Consider the following 18516-nt stretch of genomic DNA (forward strand, 5'->3'; position numbering starts at 1 on the left):
AAGCCTGAGGAACCAGCTGATGAATTCAAGTCGACCCTATATAGCCAGAGCGCTTTATGAATGGCTTGTCGATAATGACCTGACCCCCCAGATTGTCGTTGATGCTGAGGTTGAAGGCGTTGAAGTGCCACGAGATTTTGTGGTTAATGGCCAGATAGTGCTCAATGTTGGCGTGTCGGCGGTGGGTGAGTTTGAGATGAACAATGAGGCTATTGTTTTCTCGGCTCGCTTTGGCGGTAAGGCGACTCGGCTGATGGTGCCAATGCCTGCGCTTTTGGCTATTTATGCGCGAGAAAATGGTGTGGGTATGGTGTTTGGTCATGAGCCTGAGATGCCGCTGGAAGAGCCGGTGTTAGAGGCTGATGAGCGTCAGCCGACGCTTGGGTTAGTGGGGCAGGAAGACTTGGAAGATCCTGAGAACGTAGGCGGGCGCGACGAGGCAACAAGCCGTGATGACGCGACGCGTGACAGTGAGAGCAACGCGTCTAGTGGCAAACCCAGTGGGCGTCCAACGCTGCGTGTAGTGAAGTAATTCTTTCTGTGCACTAGTGTGTTAAAGATTCAAGCAGTAACCCATGAAAACAAAAAAGCGGCAGCCCATTTTATCGGGCTGCCGCTTTTTTTATGTCGCTACGTTCTAGGCTGTGGGCTCAGTCGAGGTAATCAAATGCTTTGACTACGCGTTGCATGCCGCCAACGCTGGTTACAACATTGACGATGTGGTCAGCCTGAGAGCGGCTGACAATGCCCATCAGGTAGACGCTGGAGTTTTCAGTGATAACGTGCAGTCGACTGGATTCAATCGTGTCGTTACTGGCCAGGGTGGTGCGCACGCGTGTCGTGATCCAGGTGTCATTGAGCCGCTGACTAGCGGGTGAGTTGGCTGCTACGCTGAGCTCATTAAGTACGCGACGCACGTTACGCACTTGGCTGGCTATCCGCTCGGCTTCTTGCCTTAGTTCTTCGCTGGGTACTTGGCCGGTCAACAGTACAACGCCATTGAAGCTATCAACATTGATATGAGCATCGCCTAGGCGGGCATCCGTGCGCTTCATATTGTGTTTGACTTTGACTTCAATTGAGTCGTCCTCGACTTTAGCGCCGCGGGTTCGCTCGCCATAATTTTCGCTGATGACGTCAGGGTTAGTGGCGGTGGTGATGGTTTCGCAGCCACTAAGACTGATTAGCATGGTGGCAAGTGCAACGATAAAAATATGTTTGATTGACATCAGGTTACTCGCTTGTACCGAAAAGTTGTTCGTCAATAAGGTCGCATAAACAGTGGATTGCCAACAGGTGAACCTCTTGAATGCGTGCCGTAGACGTTGCGGGAACACGTATCTCGCAGTCTTCCTGGCTGAGAAGTGAGGCCATATCGCCGCCGTCACGTCCTGTTAGGGCGACGACAGTCATTTCTCTGTCATGGGCGGCCTGTATGGCCTGAATGACATTGGCCGAGTTGCCACTGGTCGAGATGGCTAGCAGGATGTCGCCGGGCTGACCCAGGGCGCGTATTTGCTTGGAAAATACCTCGTTATAGCTGTAGTCGTTGGCAATTGAGGTTAGCGTTGAGGTGTCAGTGGTCAGTGCCAGAGCCGGAAGGCTGGGTCGTTCACGCTCAAAGCGGTTCAACAGCTCTGACGAGAAGTGTTGGCTGTCACCGGCACTACCGCCGTTGCCGCAGGCAAGAATTTTTCCTTCATTGATGAGGCTTTGCACCATCATTTGGCTCGCCACTTCAATGAAGGGAGGTAGCACTTCGCTGGCATAGGTTTTGGTATCAATGCTGGCGTTGAAGTGTCCGAGAATGCGAGTCTGGAGATCCATCGTGGCTTCCTGGTCTGTGTGCGATCAGCATGCTTCGAAAGCGTTGGCTATCCACTCGAAATGGAGTTGCTCGGGTGGGCCGGTGGCGGCTATTACATCGAAGCGACAAGGGCATGATAGCCCGTTATGGTGGAGATAAAAACGCGCCGCCCTGATAAGACGGCGCTGCTTTAATGGCGTGATGGTTTCCAGTGGATGGCCAAATCGATTGTTGGCCCGATGACGCACTTCAACAAATACCAATATGTCGCCATCGTACATCACTAAGTCCAGTTCGCCACCTTTGGCGTGCTGGTTGCTAGCAACCAGCACTAGGCCTTGGGTCATCAGCCATCGGGCAGCAAGTTGCTCAATGAGAGCGCCTCGCTGGCGAGCATCAGAGGGCTGAGGCATCGGCAGGCTGGCTACCTTGGTTGGCCGTGTCAAACAGGCTGGTATCAATGATTGGCTGAGGCGTGCCATTTTCAAAGCGAGCCCACGGTAATTGGCGCTGAATTCGACCATTCTGGTCGGCGCTTAGGCTACCGGTTGCTCCTTGTAGCTGGCTCCCAGGCACTGCTTGGTAATAGGGCAGGTTGGAGCCAAGTTCATAGGCATCAACGCCCATTGCCATCAGGCGTAATAAGCCAGGGTCTGCGCTTTCGTGGAGTTGGCGGTAGCTGTCTGAAAAAGGCAGGGAGTTAGCACCGCCGGTGGCTGCCTCAGGAATTTGCCAAGGAATATCAACAAACATAACACCGTTAAGGTCTTTGTCTAAACGCCGCTGGGCCGTTCCTTCGTACAAGTGGGACGTGGCATATACGGGGAGCTCGCTGGCGTTATAATAGTCCAGCGTGGGTGGTACTTGGCGCGCATAGTCAGGTAGGGCTAGCAAGAAGAGCATGTCGGGCTTTGGCGAAGAAATCGCGCGGCGCGTGCTTTCTGTTGCAGCGCTTTTGGGGTTGTATTCGACGATGTGTGATACCTCCCCGCCGGCTTCTCGCCAGTTGTCGGCAAATGCTTCGCCAACTCTACGGCCCCAGCCGTTATCAGGGATCAGTACTGCCGCGCGGTCGTGGCCATCTTCACGTCCGCGTCTAGCGACCAAGCGGGCTTCGTTTTCGGCAGACAGGCCGTATTGTGAGAGGCCTTTTGCTAGGTTGCGCTGGCTTTTTCCATAGTTGAGAGCCAGGGTTGGCAAAGGGACGCTGTCGAGCTGTTCTAGCTCAGTGACCTTGTTTTTGGATAGGGGGCCTAGGACGACCTGAGCGCCTGCGGCAGCGGCTTGCTGATAGAGGCTGTCGAGGCTGCCGCCTGCTGCATCATGGAAACTGAGGTTGGGAGCACTCTGGCCGCTGTTGATGCGCTGGTCATGTTGTGTCTGAATGCCGTGCTTCAGGGCCTTGCTAACATTGGCGAAGGGGCCGGATTCAGGTAGAAAAACGGCAATATGAGTGACTGTTTCGATATCAAGGCGTTGCAGCGCAACTATTCCGCTAGGTAGCTGGCGAGCTGCTGGATGGTTGCTACGGCTGTCGCGCCAGCCATTAATATTGGCTAGAAGCTGATCAACGCTGTTGCTACCGCTGCGGTAAGTGGCTGTCAGTTCCAGCCAGCCTTGAGTCAAGCTGCTCTTGTCATTGCTGAGGCGGTCAAGGTCAGCCGGTGATAACTGGACCAGTTGCTCCCAGATGGCATCGTTGAGATCGTCGCGATCGGTTGCTTGTTGCAGGCGCAGGAAAGCTGCTGCTGACTCTAGTGGTCTGTCGGTTGTTGCTAAGGCGCGGCCAAGGCGTTCCAGTAAGAGATTGGTCTGCTCGGGTGGCGGTGACACGGTTCTCAGTAGTTGGCCTGCGCGAATAACGGCATTAGGGTCGCCCTGGGTGGTGCCCAGGTCAGACAAGAGTAGTGCCCAGCGAATGCGGTCGTTTTCTGATAGCAGGGTATCGTCAACGTTACGTATTACCTCCATCGCCTGCGGGCGGCGCTGCTGGCGTGCTAGGATATCCGCCGCATCAAGCCGAGAACGTGCTGCTTGACTTGGTTCTTGTTGTTCAGCTTGGCTAAGCAGCTGATCAGGATCCTGGTCGGGGAGGCGCTCGGTCATACTGGGGACTATGCCGCAGCCAGTGACAAGCAGTGCAGTCAGAGTGGCGCCGATAAAGCCACGAGTTGTTGTCTTTAACCCTTTATTCATCCTATCGCCTTCCTTTGAGCTGGGATTGCATCATCAGGGAACCAAAATGTCAGACGCAGTCGAAGGGACATTGTACGTGGTCGCCACACCGATTGGGAATCTTGAGGACCTATCGCCTCGTGCTGCTCGCCTTCTTGGTGAGGTAGCGTTGATTGCCGCTGAAGATACGCGCCATAGCGCAGGGCTTTTGCGCCACTTGGGGGTGCGTCAGCCCATGCTGTCATTACATGAGCATAATGAGGCTGAACGTGTCGATCAGCTTGATGCTAGGCTGCTAGCCGGTGACGATGTCGCGTTAATTTCTGACGCGGGTACGCCACTGATTAGTGATCCGGGTTTTGTGCTGGTGCGCGAATTGCGTCAGCGTGGCCGTGTGGTTTCGCCGGTGCCGGGCCCCTGCGCGCTGGTTGCTGCGCTTTCTGCGGCAGGCTTGCCTACGGATCGTTTCCTGTTTTCGGGTTTTCTTCCCGCTAAGGGAAGTGCGCGGCGCAAACGCTTAGGTGAATTGACCGAGCGCCAGGAAACGCTGGTGTTCTATGAGTCTCCGCACCGTATCCGTGCAACGTTAGATGATTTGGTTACAACGCTGGGTGATCGTCACGTGGTGTTGGCGCGTGAATTAACCAAGCGTTTTGAAACGCTGCTTGACGGTACGCCCGCGCAGCTAGTTGAGCAGCTTAGCGAGGATCCGGATCAAAGCCGCGGGGAGTTTGTTGTCATGGTGGCCGGCGGAGAGGCCCAGGAAGAGGCAGAGCAGACTCAGTTATCCGCTGATTCGCTGCTTAATTCGCTGCTTGAAGAAGGCCTGGGTGTGAAGCAGACCGCAGCGGTGGCGGTGCGTGTGCTGGGAGGAACACGTAAACAATGGTATCAGCGTGCCCAGCTGCTTAAGGATCGTGATTGAGCGGCGCGGTGGGCGCTGGTATCCTACTTGCCGAGAGTTGGCCAGACAGTCGCCGCTGATTACGTGTCAGGGGAGGAAAGTCCGGGCTCCATAGGGCAGAGTGCCAGGTAACGCCTGGGCGGCGTGAGCCGACGGAAAGTGCAGCAGAGAGTAAACCGCCTACGTCTCTTTTTGAGAGACCGGTAAGGGTGAAAGGGTGCGGTAAGAGCGCACCGCGCGCCTGGTAACAGTGCGTGGCAAGGTAAACCCCACTCGGAGCAAGACCAAATAGGGACCCAATGGCGTGGCCCGCGCTGGGTCCGGGTAGGTTGCTTGAGGATAGTGGTGACGCTATCCCTAGAGGAATGACTGTTCAACGACAGAACCCGGCTTATCGGCTGACTCTCACCAGATTTTCTCTTCTTTTATCCCATTGAGATGTGCATGACGACACCTGCATCGGATGCAAATTTAGGCATCTATCGGCATGCCAGTGTGCTGCTTGAGGGCGCGGTAGACACACTTGTTCACGATTCTGAAGGGGTGTATGTCGACGGCACTTTCGGGCGTGGCGGGCATTCTCGGCTTATTTTGGAACGTCTTGGCGATGCCGGGCGTTTGTTAGCCATTGATCGTGACCCTCAGGCCATCGCTGAAGCGGCAAATATCAAGGACCCTCGCTTTGCCATAGAGCAGGCGGAGTTTGCCCGCCTTGACGAGGTGGCCTCGCGCCATCACTTACATGGCCGTCTGTCAGGCGTATTGCTTGATGTGGGTGTGTCTTCGCCGCAGCTCGACGACCCCGAGCGAGGGTTCAGCTTTCTGCGTGATGGCCCTCTGGATATGCGGATGGACCCGACCCAAGGGCAGAGTGCCGCCGAGTGGCTTGCCACGGCCAGTGAGTCAGACATTGCTTTTGTGTTCAAATCTTACGGCGAAGAGCGTTATGCTCGTCGTTTAGCGCGTGCGGTTGTAGCGCGCCGTAAAGAGAGAGCGTTTGAGCGCACCGGTGATCTTGCTGAGGTCATCAAAACGGCACACCCTGCGTGGGAAAAAGGCAAGCACCCAGCAACCCGGGCGTTTCAAGGGTTGCGTATACATGTGAACGGCGAGCTGGATCAGCTTGACGCGGCATTAGCGGCAGCCCTTGAGGCGTTGGCTCCTGGGGGACATCTCGTTGTGATTAGCTTTCACTCTCTGGAAGACCGCCGCGTGAAACGCTTTATTCGTGACCATGTTCGCGGTGATACTCAGCTGCCGCGAGGTATGCCGCTGCGTGATGATCAGATTCCTCGCCGCCTGGAGGCATTAGGTAAGGCATGTCGGCCCAGCGCGCAGGAAGTTGATGACAACCCACGTGCGCGCAGTGCCGTTATGCGTGCGGCGCGTAAGCGTTATTAACTATGAGTAATTCCGACCAGTCAGCTGGTTGATTGAATGAGATATGCCATGAGTGGGGATGTTCAGCGCAAAAAGGCCACCTATGACTGGCCCATCGTTATTAAGCTCAGCGGAAGGATTCTGCTGAACTTTATTCTACTGGTGCTGTGTTTGCTGACGGCACTTGCCGTTATCAAAGCCAGTCACCATACCCGCGAACAGTACGGAGAACTGCAGCGCTTAGAAAGCGAGTTTCAGCAGTTGCAGACGGTATACGGCCAGCTGCTGCTTGAGCAAAGTACTTGGTCTGCACCGACGCGTATCGAAGGGCTAGCCAGTGGGCGCTTGGAGATGCGTTTACCTGACATTGAAGAAATTGAAGTGGTGCGCCCATGAAAGCACCTTCTCGTCGCGGTGTGTCTTCCCGCAAGCCGCCAGCTGACGCTCCTATGAGCAAGTGGCGCTATCAGTTGCTGGTAGGGCTGGTTTTGCTGGGCTTGGGGTTGTTGGTATGGCGAGTGATCGACCTGCACATCGTTGATCGCACTTTTCTTAAAGGGCAGGGGGATGCGCGTACTGTACGGGTTGATCCTATTCCAGCTCACCGTGGCATGATCGTTGACCGAAATGGTGAGCCTTTGGCGATTTCGACGCCAGTAGTTACCTTATGGGCGAATCCGCAAGACCTGCCCGATGACGGCATTCTCCGACTGCAATTAGCCAAAGCGCTAGGGCAAGATCTTGATCAGCTTAATGAGCGTATTGACTATTACGCTGATCGTGAATTTATGTATTTGCGCCGTCGTATGACACCCGCTCAGGCGCAGAGTGTGCTGGACCTGCGCGTGCCTGGGGTACATAAACGTGAAGAATATAAGCGCTACTATCCCGCAGGAGAGGTGATTGCCCAGCTGGTAGGTGTGACTAATGTTGATGACCAAGGGCAGGAAGGTCTTGAGCTAGCCTATGACTCGTATTTGGCTGGTGAACCCGGCCGGCGACGTGTGCTTAAGGATCGTCGTGGTCAGCTGGTGCGTGACCTGGAGGTGCTGAGGGAGGCAGAGCCGGGTGGCAATCTGATGCTGTCAGTCGATCAGCGCCTGCAGTATCTGGCATATCGCGAACTGAAAAATGCGGTTGATGAGAACGGTGCTGATGGCGGTGTGCTGGTGATGTTGGATGCTCGCACCGGTGAAGTGTTGGCTATGGCTAATCAGCCGTCATATAACCCCAATAACCGTGAAGGCCTGGATCCGGCCGGTTTGCGTAATCAGGCCATTGTAGATGCCATGGAGCCCGGGTCTGTGATCAAGCCGTTGGCGATGTCGGCGCTGCTTGAAACAGGCCGTTTTCCTTTAAATACCACCGTTAATACGACGCCTGGTTCCATGCGTATCGACCGTTTCACCATTCGTGATGTGAGTAATAATGGCGTTCTCGATTTGGCGGGTATCTTGCGAAAGTCATCCAATATTGGCATGGCCAAACTGACTCTTTCGCTTGACGAGCCTGTCGTGCCTGATCTGTACCGTGCGCTGGGGTTTGGTCAGTCTCCAGAAACCGGCTTTCCTGGTGAGGCGACAGGTACCATGCCGGCACCAGTGCGCTGGTCTAGTAGCCAGTGGGCTGCGCTATCCTACGGTTATGGGTTGTCGGTCTCTCCGTTGCAGTTGGCTAGTGCGTTTACCGCTATTGTTAACGATGGACGGCGCATGCCGGCGTCGTTGCTAAAGCAGCCTGTGGCGCCTGAAGGCGAACAAGTGATCAGTGCAGATGTTGCTGCACAGGTGCTGAATATGATGGATAAAGTGGTTGAGCCAGGCACAGGTGCGCGGCGTGCTCTGGTACCTGGGTACAGCGTTGCAGGAAAGACCGGTACGGTGCGAAAAACCGGCAGTAGCGGCTATGAAAAAAAGACCTACCGCAGCTTGTTTGTCGGTATTGCTCCAGTCTCTGATCCGCGAATTATCGCTGTGGTGATGATTGACCACCCGCGTGAAGGTGCCTACTACGGGGGGGCGATAGCGGCGCCGGTCTTTTCGCGTATTGCTGGCAGCGCACTGCGTGTCCTAGATGTGCCACCAGATAGGGAGGTGTCCGTTGACGAATGAAGCTCCGCAGAGCGTGGACAGTGCCAGACTGTTAGCGCTGCTGGCCCAGCGGTGGCCAGAGCAGCGTCAGGCGTTGTTTGATATCGACTTGCCTGAGCGCGTCAACTTGCATGTGGATAGTCGCAACGTACAGCGTGGCGATATCTTTTTCGCTGTGCCGGGCGTCAGTGTCGATGGGCGCGATTACATGTCGGCGGCGCTGCAAGCCGGCGCGGCTTTGGTGCTAGCTGAGGCACCGCTGAGTGCAAAGCCTGCTAAGCAGGTTATTGAGCTGGATGCATTGAGGTCTGAGCTGGGTAACTTGGCCCGTCAGTTATATCAAGTGCCGGCATCGTTGGAGCTGATCGGCGTGACCGGCACCAACGGAAAAAGCTCAGTGACTCACTACATTGCTGCGCTGAGTGAAATGATCGGCGAGCCAGCGGGTTTGATTGGTACGCTGGGCTCTGGACGACCGCATGATCTTGGTAGCCTTGGTCTAACTACCCCAGGTGCTTTGGCGCTTCAAGCGTCACTAGGTCAGATGTCAGCTAGTGGGGTGACTCGGGTCGCCATGGAAGTCTCGTCTCATGCGCTAGCCCAGGATCGCCTAGATGCGGCCAGTATTCGTGTGGCGGTATTTACCAATCTAAGCCGTGACCACCTTGACTATCACGGTAGCATGGCCGCTTATGCCGCAGCGAAAGCGTTGCTATTTCGTCGCCCAGAGCTTGAGTTGGCGGTAGTTAATGCGGATGACTCACTTGCACGCCTTATGCTGGCGGGTTTGCCTGCTGGGGTAAGGGTGCTGGCGGTCAGTAGTAATGAGGACCTGTCTGCTGATGAGGCGGTAACGCTACGCGTGGCGGGAAGTACCCTGCTGCCTGATGGGGTGGAGGCGCTGGTTGCGACGCCTGAGGGAGAGCGTTTACTGCGGTTGCCGTTATTCGGGCGTTTTAATCTCAATAATGTGTTGCTGGCCATGGCTGTGCTGTATGGCCGGGGAGTGGCGTTGGATGTTCTTTTTGAGGCGGCTGCCCGCTTAACGCCGGTTCCTGGGCGCATGCAGGCATTGGGCCTGGGGGCGAGTGCTGCAGGGCCAACAGTGGTTGTCGATTATGCGCACACGCCCGACGCGCTTGAAAATGCACTAACAGCATTGCGCGAGCATTTGCCTGGTCGTGGGCGGCTATGGTGTGTGTTTGGTTGTGGTGGTGATCGTGATGCAGGTAAACGTCCCTTAATGGCTGCTGTTGCCGAGGCGCATGCTGACCAGTTGGTTATTACCGATGATAATCCGCGCAGCGAGTCTTCAGCGTCGATTCGTCAGCAAGTTGTTGATGGCTTGTCGCCTAATGCGCAAGTAAACGCCTGGAATATTGGTGGTCGTCGTGAAGCGATATTACGAGCGATAAGCGAGGCCGCAGGTGCGGATGTGATTTTGATCGCTGGAAAAGGCCATGAGAGCTATCAGGAAATTGCTGGTGTGCGCCATACATTCTCGGATCTTAATGAGGCGCAAGCGGCGTTGGCAAAGCGTTCAAACGCAGCATGGCCACAGCGAGGTGATGTATGACGCTGTCAGGTCTAACGACTGTTGAGCAGGTTGCTGCGACGCTAGGGGTGCCTGCTGGCTGTTTAGCAGCAAACGTCGCCCACCTGACAGTGGCCGATATTGTTACTGATACACGTAAGCTTTCCTCTGGGGCACTATTTGTGGCGCTGGTGGGTGAGCATTTTGATGCACATGATTTCATCGCCCAGGCTCGTGCTGCTGGGGCGGTGGCCGCTGTTGTCGAAACGCCGGTTGATGACCCATTGCCGCAATTGGTCGTGCCTGATACACGTTTGGCGCTGGGTTTGCTGGGCCGTGCTCGACGCCGTGCCTGGCAAGGCTCATTAGTTGCGGTGACAGGCAATAGTGGAAAAACAACGGTTAAGCAAATTCTGGCTAGCCTGCTAGCGCGCAGTGGTAAAACACTGGCGACCCACGGCAATCTCAATAATGATTTCGGCGCTCCACTAACGCTGCTTGGTTTATGTGCTGAGCATCGTCATGCGGTAGTGGAGTTGGGGGCTAATCATTTGGGGGAAATTGCCTGGACGGCATCGCTGGCTGAGCCAGATGTGGCGGTGATTACCAATGTTACTGGTGCCCATATAGGTGAGTTTGGTGGTATGGGGCAGATTGCCCAGGCTAAGGCTGAAATATTGGCGTCGCTATCTGGCGACGGGGTTGCTGTGCTGAACCGCGACGATAATTATTATCCGTTGTGGGAGCGTCTTGCCTCGCCCCGTAACGTGGTAGATTTTGGCTTTCATTCGGCTGCGCGTCTGCGTGCTGAGACACTGGTCAGTGACTCTCTCGGTCGTTATGCTTTTACGCTTGTTTATAATGATCGAGCGTTGGGGCGTGTTCAGCTGAAGCTGTTAGGTAGGCATAATGTCGCTAACGCGCTAGCTGCCGCGGCGGCAGCGCTGGCCGTGGGTTTTGATGAAAACCTGTTGGCAGAAGGGTTGGCTGATATTGCTCCCATGCCCGGTAGGATGAGCTTGGTTGATGGTGTGCGAGGCGCACAGTTGATGGATGACAGTTATAATGCCAACCCTGGTGCGCTCGCTGCCGCGCTTGAAACCTTGGCCAGCCAACCAGGCCCGCGCTGGTGCTTGCTGGGGGCAATGGGAGAGCTGGGTCAGGCAAGTCAGGCACTGCATGCTGAAGCTGGGCAGCAGGCGCTGGCATTGGGTGTTGATGTGTTATTGACACTGGGTGCTGACGCTCGACCAGCCAGCCAGGCGTTTGGCGGCCAAGGACATCATTTTGACAACAGGGAGGCGTTGCTGGATTACGTTCTCCAATACTTACCCCCTGATACCAGCGTGCTGGTTAAGGGATCTCGCAGTGCGGGCATGGAGGCCGTTGTCGCGGCCCTGCGCTCGGATGCTTCAAGGTAACGTTTTCCATGCTGCTTTTTCTGGCTGAGTTTTTGGCGCAATTTCAAAGCGCCTTTAATGTATTCAATTATCTTACGTTGCGAATGATACTGGCCACCTTGACGGCGCTGGTATTGAGCTTATGGCTGGGTCCGGTTTTTATTCGGCGCTTAGTCGAGGGCCAAATTGGTCAGGCCGTTCGTGATGACGGACCGCAGTCTCACTTGTCGAAAGCGGGAACGCCGACGATGGGTGGCGCAATGATTTTGATGGCCATCGCATTCAGCACCCTATTGTGGGGAGATTTGCGCAACCACTATGTGTGGATTGTGCTAGCCGTCACCCTTGGCTTTGGTGCGATTGGCTGGGTAGATGACTACCGAAAAGTGGTGGAAAAAAATCCACGCGGCTTGCCTGCACGTTGGAAATACCTGTGGCAGTCAGTGATTGGTTTGGGGGCTGCCATTGTGCTCTACATGACGGCGGCGACACCTGTAGAGACTAGCCTGGTAGTGCCGATGCTTAAAGGCGTCATGCTGCCGCTGGGGCTTTTCTATATTGTGTTGAGCTATTTCGTGATTGTTGGCAGTTCAAATGCGGTAAACCTTACTGACGGCCTGGATGGTTTGGCGATCATGCCCACCGTGCTGGTAGCTATGGGGTTGGCGGTGTTTGCTTATGCCAGTGGTAACGTGGTGTTTGCTGAGTATTTGCAAATCCCCATGATTCCTGGGGCCGGAGAGCTGGCGGTGTTTTGTGCCACGATTGCTGGGGCAGGGCTGGGGTTCTTATGGTTTAACACCTATCCTGCTCAGGTTTTCATGGGTGATGTGGGTTCTTTGGCGCTAGGAGCGGCATTGGGCGTGGTTGCCGTTATTGTGCGCCAGGAAATCATTCTGTTTGTGATGGGTGGCATCTTTGTCATGGAGACGGTCTCTGTGATTCTGCAGGTTGCTTCTTATAAAATGACAGGGCGACGTATCTTTCGCATGGCACCGCTGCACCATCACTATGAGTTGAAAGGTTGGCCTGAGCCTCGAGTGATTGTGCGTTTTTGGATTATTACCGTGGTGTTGGTGTTACTCGGGTTGGCAACGTTGAAGATTCGCTGAGCGGCTTCCGGCAATGAGACAAGGATAATTTCATGGATAAGGTGCCGGCAGGCGTGACTCTGGTCGTCGGACTGGGCATTTCAGGACGTGCTATCTGTCGTCACCTTGATCGTCTGGGTTGTCCTTTTATGGTGGCAGATACGCGTGCTAACCCACCAGATCTTGCGTCATTTCGTCAAGAGTTTCCCGATGTGACTCTGCGCTGTGGTGCTCTTGACTCGCTTAATATGAGTGAGGCTAGGGACGTTGTGGTGAGTCCTGGCGTTTCATTACAGCAGCCCGCGTTGGCGGCGCTACAAAACACACCAGCCGGCCCTCCTGTTATCGGTGAAATTGCGCTTTTTCTACGCGCCTGCCAAGCACCTATTGCGGCAATTACCGGCTCTAATGCCAAGTCTACGGTGACGACTTTGCTGGGTGAAATGGCAGCAGAGGCGGGTAAAAACGTGGCGGTGGGCGGAAATCTGGGTACGCCCGCGCTAGATTTATTGCACGATATGCCTGATGCGGAGCTTTTTATACTGGAGCTATCGAGCTTTCAGCTTGAAAGCCTTTCTGAGTTGGGAGCAGAGGCTGCTGTATTTCTTAACCTCAGCGAGGATCACCTTGATCGCCATGGCGACATGGCGGGCTATCGCCGCGCCAAGCAGCGGGTGTTTATGGGTGCACGATATGCGCTGGTTAATGGCGAAGATGCGATGACATGGCCGGATGATGGCGATGTCACGGTGGTTGAGCGTTTTACCAGCCAGCCTCCCGGGCCTGGTGAGTGGGGGGTTGCTAACCTGGCGGCTGAGGATGATGGGGGCGATAGTGATGCGGCTTGGCTGATGTATGGGGGGCGTCCTTTAATGCCCGTTTCTGCAGTCCGCGCGCCTGGGCGACATAATCACGTTAATGCACTGGCAGCCCTTGCCGTGGGGAATCACTTTGGTTTCCCGCTGCAAGCCATGCGCACGGTGCTTGAGCGTTTCTCAGGCTTGCCGCATCGTTGTGAGCTGGTCGCCGAGCAGCAAGGGGTGCGCTGGATCAATGATTCCAAAGGTACCAACGTGGGAGCGACTCTGGCAGCGATTGCTGGTATTGGGCCGACGCTAACAGGGCGGTTGGTGTTGTTGGCGGGAGGCGTAGGGAAGGGCGCAGATTTTTCTCCGTTGGTTGAGCCGCTGGCAGCGTATGCGCGAGAAGTTATCGTGTTTGGGCGTGATGCCGTTCAGTTACAGCGTGTGCTTGAGCCGCATGTCATGGTGACAAAGGTCGTGGATCTTGAGGCCGCGCTGCGGCGCGCTTTAAACGCCGCTCAAGCGGGCGATTGTGTCTTGTTGTCACCAGCCTGTGCCAGCCTGGATCAGTTTTCTAACTATCAGGCGCGCGGTGATGCGTTTCGTGATGGTGTAACTCAACTATATAAAGAGGTGGCACTGTGAGCCGCTTTAAGCGTTTGCGCCAATCGCTTTCAACCGCTGATGCCCCTTTTGATGGTTGGTTGCCTTTGACGGCGCTGTCCTTAATGTTGATTGGCTGGATCATGGTGACCTCTGCTTCTGTTGAGGTGGCGACTGGGCTGACGGGCAACCCTTGGTACTTCAGCATTCGTCATGGTGTTTTTGTGCTGCTGGCATTGAGCGCTGGATTGTTGGCGCTCAGAGTGCCATTGGCTTGGTGGAAAGCAAATGGCCCATTTTTGTTGCTGATGGGTGTTGTCCTGTTGGTTGCTGTGCTTCTTATGGGGCGTGAGGTGAATGGGAGTAAGCGTTGGCTGTCTATTCCAGGGGTGCCGTTTAATGTGCAGCCTTCAGAGTTCGCCAAGCTGTTTCTGATGATTTATATGGCCTCATATCTTGAGCGCTTTCTTCCACAGGTTCGCTCAAAGATTGGTGCCTTCCTCAGACCGCTGTTTATTGTTGGTATTTATGCCAGTTTGTTGATTCTGGAGCCGGATTACGGTGCGGTGGTGGTATCAACAGCGTGTGTTATGGGGATGCTGTTGATGGCTGGAGCGCCAGTGGGGCGCTTTCTTGTGCTGATGCTGCTGGTGGTCATTTTGGGTGCTTTTGTGGCGATTGCAGAGCCCTACCGAATGGCTCGATTGACCAGCTTCACTGACCCTTGGGCCGATCAATTCGCGAGTGGTTATCAGCTGACCCAGGCGCTGATTGCCTTTGGTCGCGGCCATTGGCTCGGTGTTGGTCTGGGCAACAGTATTCAGAAGCTATATTACCTGCCTGAGGCACATACCGATTTTGTATTCGCCGTATTGGCGGAAGAGCTGGGCTTGGTCGGCGCAGTTGCGGTGATTGGCTTGTTTGCACTGCTGGTATGGCGAGCCATGGCTGTTGGTCGGCGAGCAGAGCTTGCCGGCTTGCCGTTTGCTGCTTATGCCAGTTATGGCTTTGCGTTAATGATCGGTGCTCAGGCGTTTATTAATATTGCGGTGAGTAGTGGCATGCTGCCCACCAAAGGACTGACACTGCCGTTGCTGAGTTATGGCGGATCCAGCTTATTAGTGAGCTGTATAATGGTGGCTATTTTGATGCGGGCAGATATTGAAACCCGTCGTGTTCAGCGTGGGCGGCTGGCGCCTCCGCCTCCGTCTCAGCAATCGTCGAAGCGGAAAGAACCAGGTGAAGGAGTTCAGGCATGAGTGAGTCGCGCCCGCGGCGGGTACTGGTGATGGCTGGTGGTACAGGCGGGCATGTCATTCCTGCGCTATCACTAGCCCGTGGGCTGCAAGATGCTGGGGTTGATGTGGAGTGGTTGGGTAGTCCGAGAGGTCTTGAGAATCGCTTGGTGCCAGACGCTGGTATCACCCTGCATCATGTCGCGGTAAGCGGGCTCAGAGGTAAAGGGATGAGAGGCTGGTTGTTGGCCCCGTTTCGGTTGCTGCGTGCTGTGCAACAGGCCATAGGCGTGGTTCGTCGTGTTAATCCTCAGCTGGTGGTGGGGATGGGCGGTTTTGCCAGCGGGCCGGGAGGTCTAGCGGCTTGGTTATTACGACGGCCACTGGTAATTCATGAGCAAAATGCTGTTGCTGGTCTGACGAACAGGATTCTTTCTCACCTTGCAAGCCGGACTTATACGGCTTTTCCGCAGGCGTTTTCTGGTAAAGCCACTGTGGTGGGTAACCCAGTGCGTCCTGATATTGCTGCGCTGGGTGACGTACCACGTCAGCTTGAAGATATGCAGAACCGACCCCTGCGGCTACTGGTCGTGGGGGGGTCGCTGGGTGCTCAGTCACTTAATGAGCGTTTGCCAGAGGCTTTGGCCAGGTTGCCTGACGGTAAGCGCCCCGTCGTACATCATCAAGCTGGGCGTGATAAAGATGACATGACTCGGGAGGCTTATCTCGCCCAGGGCATCACAGCAGATGTCACGCCATTTATAGACGACATGGCAGCAGCTTACGCGTGGGCTGACTTGGTGATTTGCCGCGCTGGTGCATTGACAGTCGCAGAGCTTGCAGCGGCGGCGAAGCCTGCGCTCTTTGTGCCTTTTCCTCATGCGGTAGATGATCATCAAACAGCTAATGCGGCGGCGCTGGTTGAGCACAAAGCGGCATCACTATTGCCGCAAGATGAAATGAGTGCCGCACAGCTGGCCGAGAGACTGGAGCAGCTGTTGGTTCCAAAAACGCTTGTCGACATGGCTGCCCGAGCCCGAGCGGGTGCGCAGTTGGATGCTGTTGAACAGTTGGTGGCAGGTTGTATGGAGATAGGTTTTGAGTGATAAAGCGCTCGGGTCAGTGCCCGGACAGATCAGTGCGGCGGGACGCCGCGGAATGGGAATGCGGCAGATACGCCGCATTCATTTCATTGGTATTGGTGGCGTCGGCATGTGTGGTATTGCTGAGGTGTTATCAAACGAGGGGTATCAGGTCAGCGGTAGTGATTTGAAAAACTCGCCCGTGATACACCGTTTGCGACGTTGTGGTGTTGATGTTTTTATCGGGCATGCGGCTGAGAACACGTGTAATGCTGATGTGGTAGTGGTTTCTACGGCGGTGGACGCTGATAACCCAGAAGTTCGCTGGGCCAATGAGCATCGTATTCCGGTCGTTCGTCGTGCTGAGATGCTGGCCGAGCTCATGCGTTTCCGGCATGGCATCGCTGTGGCTGGTACTCACGGCAAAACAACTACCACCAGCCTGACGGCGACCTTGTTGGCTGAAGGTGGGCTAGATCCGACCTTCGTGATTGGTGGGCGGCTGACCAGTGCTGGCGTTAACGCTAGGCTTGGCGCAGGTGACTACTTGGTTGCTGAGGCGGATGAATCGGATGCGTCCTTTTTGCACTTGCAGCCGATGCTGTCAGTTGTGACGAATATTGACGTTGATCATATGTCGACGTATGGCGGTGATTTTGAGCGCCTGAAAGCGACCTTTCTGGAGTTTCTGCATAATCTGCCATTCTACGGGCTGGCTGTGCTGTGTACTGATGATGTGCATGTTCGTGGGTTATTGGATCAGGTAAATCGTCGCTTTGTTACTTACGGTTTTGATGAAGATGCCGACTATCGTATTGAGGAGTTTTCTCAACAAGGGGGGCGTATTAATTTTGTTGTGCGTCGTCCAGAAAGTCAGGCGCCTTTGTCCATTTGTTTGGCTATGCCTGGGCGGCATAATGCGTTGAACGCTCTGGCGGCAATTGCTGTTGCCAGTGATGCAGGTGTTGATGATCAAGCGATTCAGCGTGGGTTGGCAGGCTTTGCGGGCGTTGGTCGACGCTTCCAGGTACATGGCCAGTTCCCTGCGCCGAATGGTGAGATGGACGTCATGCTGGTGGATGATTACGGTCATCACCCGCGTGAGGTTGAAATGGTGGTTCGTGCGGTTCGCGCTGGCTGGCCTCAGCGCCGGCTGGTAATGGTCTACCAACCGCACCGTTATACGCGCACACGAGACCTGTACGAGGACTTCGTTCGTGTGCTCGCTGAGGTGGATACGCTGCTCTTACTGGATGTGTATAGTGCCGGTGAGGCAATGATTCTTGGTGCTGACGGGCGGTCGCTTGCTGGCTCTATTCGTCAGCGTGGCGAAATGGATCCGATTTTTGTTCAGGATAAAAGTGAATTGCCGGGTCTGTTGAAACGGGTGCTCAAGCCGGGTGATTTATTGATTACCCAAGGGGCTGGCGATGTGGGCAGTATTGCTCAACAGCTTGCGAACAGTGGTCTGGATTTTAATGAGGTTGAGTTATGACAGCTAGTGCCGACTATGGGCGTGTTGTTGTGCTGTATGGCGGTGACTCTGCTGAGCGCGAGGTCTCTTTAAAGAGTGGCAAGGCTGTTCTGGATTCGCTGACACGCTCAGGTCTGTCACCCCAAGGGTATGACACGGCGGGTGGAGACTTGTCTGGTCTTGAGGAAATGGCGCCAGACAGAGTATTTATCGCGCTGCATGGGCGGGGTGGTGAAGATGGCACGCTCCAGGGAGCGCTTGAGTTGATGGGGATTCCCTACACAGGCAGTGGTGTGCTGGCGTCAGCGGTTGGCATGGACAAGGTGCGGACTAAGTGGCTGTGGCGTTCTCAAGAATTACCTACCCCAGACAGTGTAACGCTTGGCGCCGGGTCTGACTTGGCCGCCGTTGTTGAGCGTCTTGGTTTGCCCCTGATTGTTAAGCCCGTACATGAAGGTTCTACGCTGGGGATTACAATAGTTGAAACGGCAGATGCGTTAAAGGCGGCTTACCAAGATGCGATGCATTACGATAGTCGAGTAATGGCTGAGCGTTTTATACACGGTGAAGAATATACAGTGTCAGTACTTGGCGACATGGCTTTACCGTCAATTCGTGTTGAAGTGCCAAGTGGCTTTTATGATTACACGGCTAAATATGTTTCCAATGACACTCTTTATCATTTGCCTAGTGGTTTGTCTGATGAAGATGAAACTGAGCTTGCTAGGTTGTGTTTACGTGCATTTGAGGTGGTGGGCTGTCACGGGTGGGGGCGTGTCGATGTCATGCGTGATGCGCAGGGGACGTTCTGGTTGATTGAAGTGAATACCTCGCCAGGTATGACTGATCATAGCCTTGTGCCCCAGGCTGCAGCGCATATCGGGATTGATTTTGATCAGCTGGTGCTGAAAATTCTCGATACAGCTGGGAGTCGCTGA

Annotated in this window: 17 protein-coding genes and 1 other RNA gene; 14 read left to right on the top strand and 4 right to left on the bottom strand. The window is 55.0% G+C overall.

The window, feature by feature from the left end:
* Window positions 1-19 precede the first annotated feature (19 nt).
* Window positions 20-532: a ClpXP protease specificity-enhancing factor gene (locus H616_RS0105810; protein ID WP_027966520.1), complete on the top strand. Its 513-nt coding sequence runs from the start codon at window positions 20-22 to the stop codon at window positions 530-532.
* A 118-nt stretch (window positions 533-650) separates the two neighbouring features.
* On the opposite strand, the gene H616_RS0105815 is transcribed toward H616_RS0105810, so the two are convergent.
* The 4 genes from H616_RS0105815 to H616_RS0105830 are packed head-to-tail and all read right to left on the bottom strand — an operon-like array spanning window position 651 to window position 4003.
* The gene (locus H616_RS0105815; RefSeq protein ID WP_027966521.1) at window positions 651-1229 is read right to left on the bottom strand and encodes a BON domain-containing protein; all 579 of its coding nucleotides are present in this window, start codon (window positions 1227-1229) and stop codon (window positions 651-653) included.
* A 4-nt stretch (window positions 1230-1233) separates the two neighbouring features.
* Window positions 1234-1827, bottom strand: coding sequence for a phosphoheptose isomerase (locus tag H616_RS0105820; RefSeq protein ID WP_027966522.1), 594 nt, complete (start codon window positions 1825-1827; stop codon window positions 1234-1236).
* 24 nt (window positions 1828-1851) lie between these two features.
* Complete coding sequence (locus tag H616_RS0105825; protein WP_027966523.1) at window positions 1852-2220, bottom strand: YraN family protein; 369 nt, start codon at window positions 2218-2220, stop codon at window positions 1852-1854.
* Window positions 2204-4003 carry a penicillin-binding protein activator gene (locus tag H616_RS0105830; RefSeq protein WP_035572694.1) on the bottom strand — a complete coding sequence of 600 codons (1800 nt, stop codon included), beginning with the start codon at window positions 4001-4003 and terminating at the stop codon, window positions 2204-2206. The genes H616_RS0105825 and H616_RS0105830 overlap by 17 nt, the downstream gene beginning before the upstream one ends.
* A gap of 46 nt (window positions 4004-4049) precedes the next feature.
* On the opposite strand from H616_RS0105830, the gene rsmI reads away from it, so the two are divergent.
* From rsmI to H616_RS0105890, 13 genes are all read left to right on the top strand, one after another.
* Window positions 4050-4907, top strand: coding sequence for a 16S rRNA (cytidine(1402)-2'-O)-methyltransferase (rsmI, locus tag H616_RS0105835; protein ID WP_027966525.1), 858 nt, complete (start codon window positions 4050-4052; stop codon window positions 4905-4907).
* Window positions 4908-4940: 33 nt separating this feature from the next.
* Window positions 4941-5296: RNase P RNA component class A (rnpB, locus tag H616_RS15220), an RNA gene on the top strand.
* Between the two features lie 34 nt (window positions 5297-5330).
* Window positions 5331-6287: a 16S rRNA (cytosine(1402)-N(4))-methyltransferase RsmH gene (gene rsmH, locus H616_RS0105840; protein ID WP_027966526.1), complete on the top strand. Its 957-nt coding sequence runs from the start codon at window positions 5331-5333 to the stop codon at window positions 6285-6287.
* 48 nt (window positions 6288-6335) lie between these two features.
* Window positions 6336-6662, top strand: coding sequence for a cell division protein FtsL (gene ftsL, locus H616_RS0105845; RefSeq protein WP_027966527.1), 327 nt, complete (start codon window positions 6336-6338; stop codon window positions 6660-6662).
* Complete coding sequence (locus tag H616_RS0105850; RefSeq protein WP_027966528.1) at window positions 6659-8377, top strand: peptidoglycan D,D-transpeptidase FtsI family protein; 1719 nt, start codon at window positions 6659-6661, stop codon at window positions 8375-8377. Before ftsL ends, H616_RS0105850 begins: the two co-directional genes overlap by 4 nt.
* Window positions 8367-9932: a UDP-N-acetylmuramoyl-L-alanyl-D-glutamate--2,6-diaminopimelate ligase gene (locus H616_RS0105855; protein WP_420835256.1), complete on the top strand. Its 1566-nt coding sequence runs from the start codon at window positions 8367-8369 to the stop codon at window positions 9930-9932. The genes H616_RS0105850 and H616_RS0105855 overlap by 11 nt, the downstream gene beginning before the upstream one ends.
* Window positions 9929-11311 (top strand): UDP-N-acetylmuramoyl-tripeptide--D-alanyl-D-alanine ligase, encoded by a 1383-nt coding sequence (locus tag H616_RS0105860; protein WP_027966530.1) that lies wholly within the window; start codon window positions 9929-9931, stop codon window positions 11309-11311. The genes H616_RS0105855 and H616_RS0105860 overlap by 4 nt, the downstream gene beginning before the upstream one ends.
* 8 nt (window positions 11312-11319) lie before the next feature.
* On the top strand, window positions 11320-12402 hold the full coding sequence (gene mraY / locus H616_RS0105865) for a phospho-N-acetylmuramoyl-pentapeptide-transferase (protein WP_027966531.1): 1083 nt from the start codon (window positions 11320-11322) through the stop codon (window positions 12400-12402).
* A 32-nt stretch (window positions 12403-12434) separates the two neighbouring features.
* Window positions 12435-13829, top strand: coding sequence for a UDP-N-acetylmuramoyl-L-alanine--D-glutamate ligase (gene murD / locus H616_RS0105870; protein WP_027966532.1), 1395 nt, complete (start codon window positions 12435-12437; stop codon window positions 13827-13829).
* Window positions 13826-15046 (top strand): putative lipid II flippase FtsW, encoded by a 1221-nt coding sequence (ftsW, locus tag H616_RS14285; protein WP_035572697.1) that lies wholly within the window; start codon window positions 13826-13828, stop codon window positions 15044-15046. The genes murD and ftsW overlap by 4 nt, the downstream gene beginning before the upstream one ends.
* Entirely contained in the window at window positions 15043-16128 is a 1086-nt protein-coding gene (murG, locus tag H616_RS0105880) for an undecaprenyldiphospho-muramoylpentapeptide beta-N-acetylglucosaminyltransferase (RefSeq protein WP_027966533.1), read from the top strand. The genes ftsW and murG overlap by 4 nt, the downstream gene beginning before the upstream one ends.
* A 52-nt stretch (window positions 16129-16180) precedes the next feature.
* Complete coding sequence (murC, locus tag H616_RS0105885) at window positions 16181-17599, top strand: UDP-N-acetylmuramate--L-alanine ligase (RefSeq protein ID WP_051234136.1); 1419 nt, start codon at window positions 16181-16183, stop codon at window positions 17597-17599.
* Window positions 17596-18516, top strand: a complete 921-nt coding sequence (locus tag H616_RS0105890) for a D-alanine--D-alanine ligase (RefSeq protein ID WP_027966535.1) — start codon at window positions 17596-17598, stop codon at window positions 18514-18516. Before murC ends, H616_RS0105890 begins: the two co-directional genes overlap by 4 nt.

This window comes from Halomonas halocynthiae DSM 14573, assembly GCF_000425725.1.
GTDB lineage: Bacteria > Pseudomonadota > Gammaproteobacteria > Pseudomonadales > Halomonadaceae > Halomonas > Halomonas halocynthiae.